General features: G+C 67.9%; 13 protein-coding genes and 1 pseudogene. 4 read left to right on the plus strand and 10 right to left on the minus strand.

Features of this window, described 5'->3' with window-relative positions; genetic code table 11:
• Positions 1-437: 437 nt before the first annotated feature.
• From ACH4G3_RS41280 to ACH4G3_RS41305, 6 genes and pseudogenes are all read right to left on the minus strand, one after another.
• A complete protein-coding gene (locus ACH4G3_RS41280) occupies positions 438-3,200 on the minus strand; it encodes a trypsin-like peptidase domain-containing protein (RefSeq protein ID WP_397629301.1) in 2,763 nt (920 codons plus the stop codon).
• Positions 3,201-3,221: 21 nt separating this feature from the next.
• Positions 3,222-3,557: a trypco2 family protein gene (locus ACH4G3_RS41285; RefSeq protein ID WP_397629302.1), complete on the minus strand. Its 336-nt coding sequence runs from the start codon at positions 3,555-3,557 to the stop codon at positions 3,222-3,224.
• A 214-nt stretch (positions 3,558-3,771) separates the two neighbouring features.
• Positions 3,772-4,392 carry a hypothetical protein gene (locus ACH4G3_RS41290; RefSeq protein ID WP_397629303.1) on the minus strand — a complete coding sequence of 207 codons (621 nt, stop codon included), beginning with the start codon at positions 4,390-4,392 and terminating at the stop codon, positions 3,772-3,774.
• A 2-nt stretch (positions 4,393-4,394) separates the two neighbouring features.
• Positions 4,395-4,865 (minus strand): DUF6192 family protein, encoded by a 471-nt coding sequence (locus tag ACH4G3_RS41295; protein WP_397629304.1) that lies wholly within the window; start codon positions 4,863-4,865, stop codon positions 4,395-4,397.
• Positions 4,801-4,995: pseudogene (locus ACH4G3_RS41300) on the minus strand (DUF6192 family protein); the annotation flags it as partial. The gene ACH4G3_RS41295 and the pseudogene ACH4G3_RS41300, both read right to left, overlap by 65 nt.
• A 42-nt stretch (positions 4,996-5,037) precedes the next feature.
• Positions 5,038-5,352, minus strand: coding sequence for a DUF6003 family protein (locus ACH4G3_RS41305; RefSeq protein WP_397629305.1), 315 nt, complete (start codon positions 5,350-5,352; stop codon positions 5,038-5,040).
• A gap of 243 nt (positions 5,353-5,595) precedes the next feature.
• Here ACH4G3_RS41305 and ACH4G3_RS41310 point away from each other — a divergent pair, with 243 nt between their 5' ends.
• Together ACH4G3_RS41310 and ACH4G3_RS41315 are read left to right on the plus strand one after the other, a co-directional pair.
• Positions 5,596-7,470, plus strand: a complete 1,875-nt coding sequence (locus tag ACH4G3_RS41310; RefSeq protein WP_397629306.1) for an Hsp70 family protein — start codon at positions 5,596-5,598, stop codon at positions 7,468-7,470.
• A 148-nt stretch (positions 7,471-7,618) separates the two neighbouring features.
• Positions 7,619-8,233: a hypothetical protein gene (locus ACH4G3_RS41315; protein ID WP_397629307.1), complete on the plus strand. Its 615-nt coding sequence runs from the start codon at positions 7,619-7,621 to the stop codon at positions 8,231-8,233.
• A 200-nt stretch (positions 8,234-8,433) separates the two neighbouring features.
• Here the strand turns inward: ACH4G3_RS41315 and ACH4G3_RS41320 are convergent, their stop codons facing one another.
• Positions 8,434-8,556, minus strand: coding sequence for a hypothetical protein (locus ACH4G3_RS41320; RefSeq protein ID WP_397629308.1), 123 nt, complete (start codon positions 8,554-8,556; stop codon positions 8,434-8,436).
• Positions 8,557-8,615: 59 nt separating this feature from the next.
• Positions 8,616-9,299, minus strand: coding sequence for a hypothetical protein (locus tag ACH4G3_RS41325; RefSeq protein ID WP_397629309.1), 684 nt, complete (start codon positions 9,297-9,299; stop codon positions 8,616-8,618).
• Positions 9,300-9,631: 332 nt separating this feature from the next.
• On the opposite strand from ACH4G3_RS41325, the gene ACH4G3_RS41330 reads away from it, so the two are divergent.
• On the plus strand, positions 9,632-9,865 hold the full coding sequence (locus tag ACH4G3_RS41330) for a hypothetical protein (protein ID WP_397629310.1): 234 nt from the start codon (positions 9,632-9,634) through the stop codon (positions 9,863-9,865).
• 15 nt (positions 9,866-9,880) lie between these two features.
• The gene (locus ACH4G3_RS41335) at positions 9,881-10,255 is read left to right on the plus strand and encodes a fic family toxin-antitoxin system, toxin component (protein WP_397629311.1); all 375 of its coding nucleotides are present in this window, start codon (positions 9,881-9,883) and stop codon (positions 10,253-10,255) included.
• Between the two features lie 122 nt (positions 10,256-10,377).
• On the opposite strand, the gene ACH4G3_RS41340 is transcribed toward ACH4G3_RS41335, so the two are convergent.
• Positions 10,378-11,211, minus strand: coding sequence for a hypothetical protein (locus ACH4G3_RS41340; RefSeq protein WP_397629312.1), 834 nt, complete (start codon positions 11,209-11,211; stop codon positions 10,378-10,380).
• A gap of 341 nt (positions 11,212-11,552) precedes the next feature.
• Entirely contained in the window at positions 11,553-12,338 is a 786-nt protein-coding gene (locus ACH4G3_RS41345) for a class I SAM-dependent methyltransferase (protein ID WP_397629313.1), read from the minus strand.
• Positions 12,339-12,352: the final 14 nt, after the last annotated feature.

Below are 12,352 nucleotides of genomic sequence, written 5' to 3' on the forward strand. Positions count from 1 at the left end.
TCGCCACCGAGGGGGGAGCGGCTGTTCGTGGTCACGTTGTCCGAGTCGGCGAGGACGCGTGACTGTCTGGTCCCCCCAAAGGCGATCGCCCGGCCAGTCGCGTCCTTGGCGGGCGACTTGAGTCCGACACGCTGACTTGACAGGGAACACTGCCGGTCGACGTACAGCTTGTGCGCGAGCCGGGCTCCGCATCCGCCGAGCAAGAGCCCACACCAGAACGTGTCGTGGGCATGAGAGCGGCGGAACCCGTCCAGCTCGATGGCCTCGGTCGGCAGGACGATGGGCACGTCCGAGTGCTCGTCTCCGATCACTGCCGTCTGCACCAGCCGCGTGTCCCGCACTACGACGACCCCCAATCGCCCGTGGTCAACGATAGATGCCGCCACGCCACGGGGTATGAGCCCGAGCAGGAACGTCTGGCGATGTGGCTGATGGAGCTACCTCCCGTCGACGAACTGGATCTGGCCGAACCAGGCCCGGAAGGCGTATGCGAGCGCGAGCATTCCGGGCGAGAAGAGGCTGACCCACACCATCCCCATCACGACGGGGTTGATGTCCGCCCCGTGCAGTTCGCTGAACATCAGCCCGAACCCGACCGTCATGAGGAGGACCACGGGCGGGGCGATCAGGATGGCGAGGGCGGCGGGCAACTGCCGTTGGCCGTAGAAGCTGCCGATGAACAGGTGGGCGCAGATGATGAACGGCGGCAGGAGCCAGAAGGACGGCTCGCTGGAGTAGTGGGAGAAGTAGGCGACGTTGCCGGTCACGAAGGCCACGAAGCCCAGGTGTGCGAGGGCGACGGCGGTGAGGGCGGTCCGCGCGGCCCGGCTGGTGATCGTATGAACGACCACGGTGGGTCGGGGTGCGTGCGGGTCGGCACTGGCTGGGACAACGGTGGCGTCGGCAGGATCGCCGTCTCCGTCGGCCGCCACCTCCCGGTTCTCATCACGTTCGCCGTCGTCGGCCGGGTCCCAGTCGAGGTCGTCTTCGTCGGACGCGTCGCCGTCGTCCTTCAGGCCGTCGTCGGCCTCCGGCTCCTCTGCGGGTGGGTCTCGTGGCGGCTGACACTCGGGGGAGTTGAAGTAGTCGCCCAGGCCGGTTTCGACATGAGTGAGGGATGTGCTGACCAGTTCGGTGGCCCAGGTGACGAGGTCGGGATCGGCGTCCTGCTGTGCCCGCTCGTCGAGGGCGTCTTGCACACCGTGTAACCAGTGCCGGGCGATGTCGGTGTCGAGTTCGGCGGCGACGGTCCTGGCCGCGAGGGGCAGGAGCTTTTCGGGTGCGGCGGCCACCGCGCGGGCTGCGCTGGCGGCGAGCACGGGCTGGGTGGGGGCGGAGCGGGCAAGGACCGTCAGGGCGCGGTGCTGTTGCTCTTCTTCCAGGTAGGGGTGGGGCAGCAGGCTTTCGATGAACTGCCCTCCGCTTTGCTCTTCGACTTCCGCCGCGAGGGCGGTGCCGAGCAGGTCGGGGCCCATGGAGCCCCAGTGGGCTCCGTCGCCGGAAGGGTAGGCGGCGGTGAGGATGTCCTCGTACGCGGCCAGCAGGCGCCGGTCGTTGGGTGCGGCGTCAGGGAAGCCAGCGTGGTGGACGTCGAAGCCGGCGGTGACCGCGGCCTGCGCGTTGTGGAGCTTCGTGGCGCCGGTGACGGCCTGGACGGCGACGAGGGTGCGCATCAGCTTCTCGTCGAAGTGCTCGCCACGTGCTTCGACGATCCGTTTCCAGTAGCTCACCTCGTGGGCGATCAGGACGTCCATCGGGTTGTCGTAGCGGGCGAAGTCGTCGTTGAGGGTGGCGAGGACGTCGGCGAGGGCTGCCATGTGCAGGGAGATCACCGTGTCGTCGGCCGGTTTGGCGGCTGCGGTGAACACGGGGCCGGTGCTGGTGTCCGGGCGCAGGGGAGAGGTAGCCCAGTCGTCGCCGAGGCCGGCGCTTCGCAGCGTGCGGATCCGTTCGGTGAAGGCGTGCTTGGCGGCGTCGAAGGCGTGCTCGGTGGCGGTCTCGGCGAGCGCGTCGGCCGGGTCGACGTCGATGGTGGCGCCGGTGCTCATCACGGTGGTGCCCTGCCGGGCGCGGCGCAGGGAGGGCCACCAGTTGTCGCGGCCGCGGGCCAGGAGCAGGACGCGTACGGGCTGGCTGGTGTGGCGGGCGGCAAGGACGTCGAGGACCTGGTCGACCTGGTCGCGGCGGGTCTCCGCGTAGTCGATGGCGAGGAGCAGTGGGTATTTGCTGGTGGCGAGCATGCGGTAGTGGGGTGGCTGCTGGAGCGGGTTGTCGGCGAGGAAGCCGCCGGTCCATCCGCGGGCCGTGGGGCTGCCGGGGCGCGGCTGGCCCAGACGGTGTATCAGTTCGGTGATCAGGCGGGTCTTGCCGATGCCGGCGATCCCGGTGACGGCGGTGACGTCGGTGGGGCGGCTCGTACGGCACCAGGCCTCGAGGGCGTCGAGCTGGGCGGTCATGCCGGTCAGCGGTACGACGGCGGACTGCGCGTTGAGCAGGTAGGAGGTGGACAGCTGGGGGTCGGGGACATCGTCGAGCAGGAGTCTCAGGTCGGCTGGCTGAAGCTGGGGGGTCATGCCGGTCACCGCGGTGACCGTGTCGGTGAACCCGGGGGAGGCGAACAGGCGGGCGGCGGGCATCAGGTGGAGCAGGCCGCCGTGCCGGAAGTCGGAGGCGAAGGTGGCCACCCCGACGAGCCGCTCGTTGCAGAAGGCTCCGGCGCCGGACATGCCCTGCCATAACTCGGCTGATTCCAGCGATGTGTTGATCAGCTCGAAGCCGTAGTAGCCGCGCCGGGAGGAAGTGGCCGGCTTGATGTTCCCGTCGACGGCCAGGAGCTCGTCCACGAACGCGTCCGGGAGCGTGGGGTGCGGCCTGCGCATGGCCCGGGGGAAGCCTGTCATGGAGCACACCGGCCGCGCGTCCGGATAGTCGCAGGTCAGCTCACCCCAGCGGACGACAGGGAGGCCGGCCCCCAGCACAGTACGGTCCGTCTGCAGCAGGACGGCGTCCAGGTCCGCATCCGCCCACGTGATGGTGGCTTCGGCTGCCCGGCCGGTCTTGTCCCTGACCTTGACGGGCTCCCGGTCACCGCCAGGACAGGCGACGTGGTAGGCGGTCAGGACCAGCCCCGGCGCGACCAGGGCGCCCGAACCGAACATAGGGACGCGGGGGTTGATGACTTCGACGGTCCGCGCTTCCACCAGGCTGTCCCTGCTCCGGGACTACATGCCGGCCGGGGGAGCGGGCACCGGGTCCAGGCCACGGCCCGCATCGCCGATGAGTACGTCCCGGCCGCCCGGGCCCGTCTCGACCTGGAGGGTGACGGTCATCCGGTGCGTCGCGGTGCTCGCGCGTTCGCCGCGGGCATCGGCGGAGACGACGAACGCCTTCACCCCGCCGCCGGCCGAGGCGCTCTGCCGCAGTTCGATGCCGAGATCCAGCACGATGTCCTTGACGGTGAACCGGATCGGGGAGCCGTCCCCGTCCTGCTGCGCTGCGGCCAGTCCGGCGCGAACCGCCTTGATGGCATCGGACAACTCCGTGGGCTCCAACTCCATGCATCCCCCCTGGTCACTTCACCGGCGGCCCAGTCTGCCGGGCGGTTCTCGGTCACGGAAGACGGTTTGTCGCCGAAGATCACCGCCCGCTAGGCCATGGCTTCAGAGCAGGTCGACGCGGGTTGAGGACCCTGGCGCGGTTGGCAAGGCCATGGACAGCCCCGCCCATCAGGCCAACTCCAGGGCGAGGCTGTCGGCGTTTCGGGTGGGTCTCTTACCGCATCACTGCGTAGTCCTGCGGTGCCTTGCGGAGGATCTCGACCATCTGGTCAGCGGTCAGCTTCCTGAAGGCCACCGCGGAGGAGTTCGCGATCTTCCGGAACAGGACCTCGGCGGGGATCGGCGGCAGGTCGGCGAAGAGAGGGTGATGCTCAGCTCCGGCGCCTTCGCTGAACTCGCGGTGCAGCAGCCACACGGCCTCGGCGAACATGGGGTAATTGGTCTGGTGCTTACTCCACAGGCACCGCAGCGCGTCGCCGCCGAAGTCCAGGTAGTTCGCCCACCGGCTCCTGGGGAACAGAGCCAGGTGCGGCGCCAGCGTGCCGGTGATCATCCGCCGGAAGGCGGTGAGCTTCTCACTGATCCAGACGCGCTCCCACTCTTCGAGCACGCTCGCGCAGAAGTGATAGCCGTCGGCCCTCGTCCAGATCAGCGGGGGCCAGCCCCGCTCCCCGCACAGATCCCGCATGGCGGTCAGACCGCTGCGGGTCTGGTACTCGCTCAGCTCGCAGGCGGCCATCAGGCGTCTGAGAGGCAGCCCCGAGGGGGCTGCCTCCATCAGCGCGATGCGGATCAGTTCGGCGTGACGCTCCGCAGCCGGGAAGCGTTTGCGCACCCTCACTCACCCCGCAGCACGCGGGCGAGTTCCTCGTCCATGTCGACCCGGCCGGTGGAGACCGCGGTCTCCATCCAGTCCAGCACCGCCCGGGCGCGTCCGATGTTCGACAGCAACACCTCACGCTCGTCCCCCGACCAGCTGCGATCCCGCATCGTCGGCACCGCCTTGGAGGCCTCGCCGACGAACCGGTGGAACGCGCCGAGCAGGTCGACGAACTCCTCGGTCCGCTCGGTGTGCCTCACGGCCGGCGCGACGGGCGATTCGCGGCGGAAGGCTTCGGCAGCCTGGCGGGAGCGTTCGGCCTGGGCCCGGTTGACCGCGTGACGGGCGGTGGGGTCGGCCGCGACCCGGGCAGTGACCTCCGGCCGCCTGAGCACGTCGGAGGCCAGCTTCGCCGCAGTAACATCATCCTTGACCACGCTCTGCACCGCCTCGACCCGGTGCTCGGGCTTCTGGGCCTCGGTGACCACGCGGCGCACCTCGGGTGTCCTCCATCAGCCGGGCCGCGACCTGCGGGCGGCGCAGGACATCGCGCGCCACCTCCACCGCGACCTCCTCGTCCACCGCCAGGTCGTGGATGCGTTCCACCTTCTCCTGGACCGTCCCCGGCCGGGGCCGAGTACAGTTCCTGCAAGATCTACTTCACTTTCTTTTCAGCCCGAGAGCGGCACGTACCGTGGTGCGTGAGTGGCCCGTCAGCTGCGCGATGCGGACCTCGGTGAGGCCAGCCGCCTTGGCTCTACGGATCAGATCGTCACGGGACTCCATACACCGCCTGTAGGCCAGCAACGCATCCTCACAGCCTTCCATCGTGTTCTGGGTTTCACTCTCGACGGCTACCGCTGCTGACGGTGATCCCTGATGCAGCGCTCGTCTGCGGGATGGAACTCCTTGCACGGCAGAGTCCGGCGCAAACAGCCCCTGCAATGTCTCGTCGATCACTACCACTTCAGGCATGTACAGAAATATACATGTCCAGTTCCATACACCGAATTCCGTTGATAATCATGTGCGAACAGTCGTGTAAATAGGCTCTCCGGGTTACTGGAACGGGCCGACGAGTATGGCGGCTTGCCCGAATCAGGCAATGGCTATGAAGCTTCCCCCCGGCGGCGCACCCCGCGTCGCACATCTGCGGTCAGGGGTGCTACGCCTCTCCTGGCCTGGGACGCGGAGGTTGACGTGGCAACACCTAAAGTCGTGATCGGAATCGACTTCGGCACCCATGGATCTGGGATTTCGTGGTGCACCTATGGGGGCAGGAATGACGATCCCGGCGAACGGCGCATCAATTTCTTCAACACGTGGGCGGGGCAACCCGTCGCCTCCGTGAAGAACCTGTCCGCGCTGCTGGTCGATGCGCAAGGCGAAGTACTGGGATGGGGATACGACGCGCGCAGGCGAGCCCTCGCCAACACACACGGAGCCGATGAGCCTCGCTACTTCAACGGCTTCAAGATGGGGCTCATGGAGCAAGCAGTCGCGGAGCGCGCAGGCCTTGGCCGAGAAAACGAGGTGATCGAGGAGGCCGCAGGCGACGACGAAGAGGACGACGAGGACGAAGACGAGGACCAAGGCGATAAGGCGACACCTGAAAACGTCGCCGAAGGTACCGGAGAGGAGGAGGGAGCGCAGGATGAGGCCACCAGCGATCTTGTCGTTCTCTCCGGCTCACGCCGACAGAACGCAGAGTCACTCATCTCCGCCTACCTGCGGAACCTCTACGAGACGGCCCTCGCACAGGTCACTGCCAGCGGGTACGACAGGGACGACATCCGCTGGTGCCTGACGGTACCCGCGATCTGGACCGATGAGCAGAAACAAGTGATGCGGGACATCGCCGGGCGAGCGGGCTTCCCCATGGAGGACGGCCGGCTCATCCTGGCCCTGGAGCCGGAAGCGGCAGCTCACTACGCCCTGGTCAGTGGCGTCAAAGTGGCTGGCGGCGCCTCCGACGGCGCCAGCTTGATGGAGCCCGGCTGTCGGTTCATCGTGGTTGACTGCGGGGGCGGCACCGTCGACCTCACGGCCTACGAGACCGATGCCGAAGGCCGGATGGTGGAGATCGGTCTCCCCATTGGAGGTCCGCATGGGGCAGAGGAGATCAACCGTGCCTTTCGCGATGAGCATCTCCTCGACCGTTTCGGCAAGCTGGAGATCCTTCAGGACCTCGCCGCTGATCACCCCGAGGCGCTGCTGGACCTCACTGAGGCCTTCGAGAGGGCCAAGCTTCACTTCGGCCCCGGTGAGACCGACCCGATCTACCTCACGTTGCCTACAGCGATCGACCGGCGGATCGGTGCCACGGTACGAAAGCGTCTCGCCCGCAAGCAGAACGGTGTCACGGACGCCATCGTCGTGACCGCAGACGAGGCGCGCAGCCTGTTCGACAACGTTGTGCCCGACATTCTCGACCTCATCGACGAGCAGCTCAAAGAAGTGCAGAACACGGCGACCGCCGGGAGCCGCGAGCCGGTCGTACTTCTTGTCGGCGGGTTCAGCGCATCCCCCCTGCTCCAGCACGCGGTCAAGGAGCACCTCAAGGGGCGTGCGAACGTGCTGGTACCGCCTGACCCAGGCGCCGCCGTCCTGTACGGCGCCGCGCACTACGCCTACGAACCGCACACGCGCGCACGGCGCAGCAGACTGACGTACGGGACCTGCTACTGCCCGGAGTTCGAGGAAGGCGTCGATCCGGAGGAGTACCGCTTCACTCTGAGCACGGGTGAGGCGCACTGCAAGGCGCGCTTCTCCAAGCTCGTCACTCGAGGTGATCTGGTCAACACCGACCAGGAAGCGCATCTCGCCTACGTTCCCCTCGAGGGCACGACGCGCAAGCTCACCTTCAGTCTCTTTTCCTCCACTGAGCCGGACCCTCGCTACGTCACTGATCCCGGGTGCGCGTACCTCGGCAAGATCACGGTTGATCTGAAGAAGGTCATGGCCTTCGCTCTGCAAGATCGCGGCGTCACTCTGTACATGCGCTTCGGTGAGACGGAGATCAAGGCGCGTGCTGTCGTACGAGAAAGCGGCGAGGAAGCTGCGACCTCCCTCCGCTTCCAGACGAACTACTGAGCTGAGGCTAGACGTGATCTTCCCCGGAGACAGACCCGCAGTGGCACAGCCGCACCAGTCCTTTAACCATCCGGAGTTCCCCGTGGCGGATGATCTCCCTGCGGGGGCTCGGCGTCTGGAGACGGAACTCCGTGAGGGCGCCCGCAGATTGACCACACTTGAGCGCGACTACCGCGCGTTGCAGCAGGCTCACAACCAGTTGGCGGGGCGCCTGCAGTCCGTGGAACGACGGCTGGATGCCCTGATGGCAGCGCAAGCCGAAACGCGCAGTGACTTGCCGTCCAACGCGCACAGCGTTCATCACGTCATCGCCCGTGAATACGACGCGCTCGTTGAGCAGAAGGTTCAGGGACTGTCCCGGGCTGCCGCCCATCAACAGCCCAGGGACGCTCCTGGCGCTGTTCCCAGGATGCTCTGGCACATGGGGCAGATCTGCTCCGTCCTCTTCGGCCCCGATGAGCCGGACGGCAAGGCGATCCTGTCTGTACTTGGTAGGAGCCGCCTCGACCCATTGGCGCCGCAAGCCGGTCGGTTGAGCGACAGTGCCTTCGATCTTCGGCAGCGCTCGGCGCAGACAGGGTTGCCAGCCCACTGGGACTTCGAACTCGTGCCTGGGGAGCACCTCGACCAGGAGTGGCAGGAGCCCTGGCCGTCATGCGACAGCGAGCTGCCCGGCCAGTTCGTGATCGCTCCTGCCTACCTTGTAGCTGACCAGGTCTTCAGTCGTCAGCGAGTGTGCACTGGCTTGTCCATCCCCGGTTGATGGGCACAACCGATCCGTAGAGCGACATGATCCGTGCAGGGCGAGCTGGGGATCGTGCGAGCCGAGCGCCTGGAGCTCGTCGCCGCGATGATGCGGCTGTTCTCGGCTCCCCACACCGCAGAAAAACCCGTCCCGACCGACGCGTCCTCACAGACGTAGGGCGTTGAGGCGGCACGCGCCGGTGACCCGAAGATTCGGGTTCAGACGGGTTCCAAGAGGTCGACGACGGAGAGCCCGGTCTCACCATTGACGAGGTTGAGGGAGACTTCTGCCCGGGCGGCCAGGTCGAGCGGTTCGAGGCCTTCGGCGTATGCGGCGTGCACGATCCGGTCCAGGCCCGCACCGACGAGCGGTGCGGCGGTACGCAGCGAAGCCTCCAGGGCTACGCCCTGGGTGGCTCCGCCGTGCAGGATGATGTTCCGGTGCGGTACAGCCGACGCAGAGCTATCCGGAAGGCGCCGGCGACATCGCCCAGCACAGGGCGGGGAGCCTGCACCAGGTCGGCCATGCGCTGAGCAGCGGGCCAGTCGCTGTACTTCGTAGGAGCCCTGGTGAAGTCCAGCGCCGAGGCCCCGCCTCGGTACAGCGTGTCGGCGACCACACGGGCGCGCTCCTGATTTGTGGCGCAGGCCGCGATGCGCCGGGCGAGTACGTCCTCGGAGCGGGGCTTGTGGCGGTGGGCAAGGGCGGTGAGCTCAGCGCGGGGCCACGAGCAGGCGATGATGGCCGCCATCCGGTCTGCCGCCACCGCCTTACCGGACCGTTCGTTCTCTCCTCTGGGATCGTCCGGGTGCGTAAGCAGCGATTCCACTGCGGCCCAGGCGCCGGCAACGGCCGGGGCCATCGGGCCGCGGTTGACCACGGCCGCGAGCTCCAGAGCGTCGTCGATCCGGCTGCGGGTTCCGGCGACCCGGTAGAGGTGCCCCTCGTTGACCAGGGTCAGGACGTCAGCGCACCGCGCAGGTGGATCGAGCGGGACAGACCGACTGTGGCCGGCGACCCAGATGTAGGGGAGGGGCTCCACTCCTCCGCGGTCCTTCCGCAGGAACTGGGAGCGAGCGGTCATCCGCTCCACGCCGGGCCTGCTCGGCAGCGCTGAACGCATCCAGCGCCGTGAACCGGTAGACGAACCCGCCTCCGGGCCAGACACCGTCGGTGTCGTACCCGTGTTCGCGCAGCCAGGCGATGACCTTGCTGTTGCCGTACCAGTGCTCCAGCGGTTCGGCGAGCTCCCGCCGGGGCACCTTCTTCAGCGCCACCAGCACCTCGTACGGACGGGCTGGCGTCCGCGCGAGCTCCGCGGCGCTGTCCGCTATATCCGCCGTGGCAGCCCCCGCATCGGACCCACGGCCAGCCAAACCCTCCCCGGCAGTGGTCCGGTCCCGCTACCGTGGGGGCATGGCCAGGGAAATCCGCATCGAGATCGATGACGAGCAGTACGCGCAGCTGGAGCGCGAGGCACACGAGCTGCACGAAGACCCGAGAGTGTACGCGCGACGCGTCCTGGCCGATGGTCTGAACAAGGCGAGGTTCCTCGAGGGCTGCGTAGACTTCCTCGCCATTCCCGGGATGCGCGACGAGTTCGCTCGCCGCTTCGGCCCGGAGCCCGGCACCAGCGCTACGGCTGCGTGAGGCCAGCCGCTCACAATGGACCTCACCGTTGATCTTGCATGGCTGCTGGAGCTTGCCCGCACTCACCTCGGTGACCCGGACGTGACCGATTGGGGTGCGCTGGAGGGTGCTCGCGCGCGGCACTGTTTCCGGGTGATGGACGATCCCGTCTACGACCAGCCCCATCACAGGGCGGCCGCCCTGTTCCAATCGCTGTGTCGCGTCCCGGCACTGGAGCACAGCAACGCCCTGTTCGGTATCACCATCGCTGCCGGCTACCTGCATGCCAGCGGCCGCTCGGTGCACTTCACCGCCAAAGAGGACGCCGACCTCGCAGAGCAGGTGACCGCAGGGGACGTGGACGTGCGAACCCTGGCCAACACGCTCAAGGAGTGGACCGAGCGGCGCTGAACCCCAGCACCGGCTCGCGGGCCGTCTGGGCCGACACGCTTGCTGGTCGGCACGTTCCCCGATGCCCAGGCTGGCCCGAAGGCCTCCAGCAAACTGATGTCAGCTATGCGGCGGCACACGCTCTAGCTGAGTTTCCGCAGCACCTCGGCGATGGTGGCCCGGTATGTCCGCAGCGCCTGCAGCCCGGCGGCGTAGCGGTCACGGTGCCTCGAGATGTCCACGGTCTGTTTCCGCGCCCGGACAGCGTGCCAGAGCTCGGCCGTATGGTGGCGGCGCTTGCAGGTGACGTCCGTAGCGGCGGTGTTCCGCTCCCGCGACGTATGCCGGGTGTTGCCGTCGCTGCCCCGCTGCCAGGCGGTGTCCGTGTATGCCGCGACGGGGTCGGGATAGCGCGTGAATCCTTGTGCTGCTACACAGCGGGACCACTCATCCCACGCCGCACGGAGGCGCGGGTCGCGCTTGACGGCCTTGTCGATCTCGATCGCCCGTGTACTTGCGTAGAGCCAGTCCCGCTTGACGTCGATGCCGCGCATCAGCCGCCGGCTCGCCTCTGCGTTGCAGGCGGGGAAGTCCGCATACTCGGCGTTGGTCATCCGGCGGCCCTTCGGTCTCAGAGCCCGGGACTTTGCCGGGTCCCAGCCGTAGCCCCAGCGGCGGGCGGCGGCGAGATCCAGGGCACCGTAGTCGGTGCTGACCGCGGTGGCGACGATGGGATCGGTGGGGTAGCGGGGGTCGAGCGGGAAGTCCGGGTGGCCGTGCTCTGCCATGCACTGCCGGACCAGCAGCGCTGATGCTCGCTGCGATCGCTGGTAGTCCTGCGGCGTGTAGTCGTAGCGGTCGGCCGGCAGGGGGCCGAGGTCCGACGCCGTACGGATGACCTCCGGCTGTCCTGGACCGGAGACACAGAGCGCCGCCAGCACCGCCACGACACCCAGTCGCCACCCCCGCATTGTCATGCGCAGGGATGGTAGCGAAGAGCGTGCAAGGGCCGACCATGGCCCCAGCAACTCAGCCACGCTGAAGGTCACCAGATCGGGTCGATCGAACCCGCTTCGGCACTAACGCGCTGGGGCTTCATGGCGTGGAGTCAGTCCGGTCGCCCTTACCGAACGCGTCCGTGGGGCATGCGGAGTTGTGGGTTGAGGCATTCGGGGCGTCGGCTGGGACCGGAGCCAGGCGGCCGCGGATCACCTCAGTGCCGCTCGATCGGGCTGGGGGCGGGATCGGGTCGTCGACCGGCCGGAGCCACCGGTAGCCGCACTGGAGTGGGATCCCCGCCCGTAGACGTCGTGAGGGGTCAGGGGCGGCGGGCGATCAGGACGTCGAAGCGCGCGAGCTCGTTCAGGCCGCCCCTGTAGTTGTGTTCGGTCAGCAGGGCGAGTGCTCGCTCCTCGAACTCCTCCAGCCGGTCTCCGAACAGGGGACGAGAGGCGAAGGACGTCGAGTACAGGTAGCCGATGACCGTCTGCGGGGTCCAGGGCCGCTCGACCGGGATCGTGCGCTCCTCGACGTCCGGGAACGGGGACTCGGCGAGGATCTCCCGGTAGGGGCGGTCGTGCGCCGCGTAGGTCTTGCCCTTTCCAGCCCGGCGTTCGCTGCCGGTGTATTCCTGGATCAGGGACCGCAGGGCGTCCGTCCACGTCGAGCGGGCCGTCCAGAGGCTGCCGTCTCCCATGACGACGACGGCAGCGTCTTTTGCCGTGCAGCCATCCAGCAGCGACAGTACGGCGGGCTGGTCCATCCAGTGGAACGCGCGGCAGACGGTGACCATGTCGGCCGCCCAGTCGGCGTGGGGCGGGACGAACTGCTCAGCCGGTTTGTTGTGCAGACGGATCGTCGTGTCGGACAGACCGGCCAGAGCCTTGCCCGCTTCAGCCAGCATGCCGGGGTCCCGTTCAACGACGTCAATCTCGGCGAAGGCATCGTGCAGGGCGGCAGGCACTTGCCCCGTTCCTGACCCGAGGTCGAGGAGGACCGGGTGCTGCTTGCCGGCGACCGTCTGGCTGAGCAGGCGAACAGCAGCCGCGGGGATGCCGGGGCGGTAAGCGGCGTAGTACGGGGCGGTGTCAGCGAACTCGCTCATGACGGTCCCTTTCT

The organism is Streptomyces afghaniensis, from assembly GCF_044327915.1.
Classification (GTDB): domain Bacteria; phylum Actinomycetota; class Actinomycetes; order Streptomycetales; family Streptomycetaceae; genus Streptomyces; species Streptomyces afghaniensis.

What these genes read in the sequence shown, in the direction of transcription:
- ACH4G3_RS41285 (WP_397629302.1), bottom strand. Translation starts at nt 3,557, where the DNA reads ATGGAGTTGGAGCCCACGGAGTTGTCCGATGCCATCAAGGCGGTTCGC.
- ACH4G3_RS41305 (WP_397629305.1), bottom strand. Translation starts at nt 5,352, where the DNA reads ATGCCTGAAGTGGTAGTGATCGACGAGACATTGCAGGGGCTGTTTGCG.
- ACH4G3_RS41325 (WP_397629309.1), bottom strand. Translation starts at nt 9,299, where the DNA reads ATGACCGCTCGCTCCCAGTTCCTGCGGAAGGACCGCGGAGGAGTGGAG.
- ACH4G3_RS41330 (WP_397629310.1), top strand. Translation starts at nt 9,632, where the DNA reads ATGGCCAGGGAAATCCGCATCGAGATCGATGACGAGCAGTACGCGCAG.
- ACH4G3_RS41335 (WP_397629311.1), top strand. Translation starts at nt 9,881, where the DNA reads ATGGACCTCACCGTTGATCTTGCATGGCTGCTGGAGCTTGCCCGCACT.
- ACH4G3_RS41340 (WP_397629312.1), bottom strand. Translation starts at nt 11,211, where the DNA reads ATGACAATGCGGGGGTGGCGACTGGGTGTCGTGGCGGTGCTGGCGGCG.
- ACH4G3_RS41345 (WP_397629313.1), bottom strand. Translation starts at nt 12,338, where the DNA reads ATGAGCGAGTTCGCTGACACCGCCCCGTACTACGCCGCTTACCGCCCC.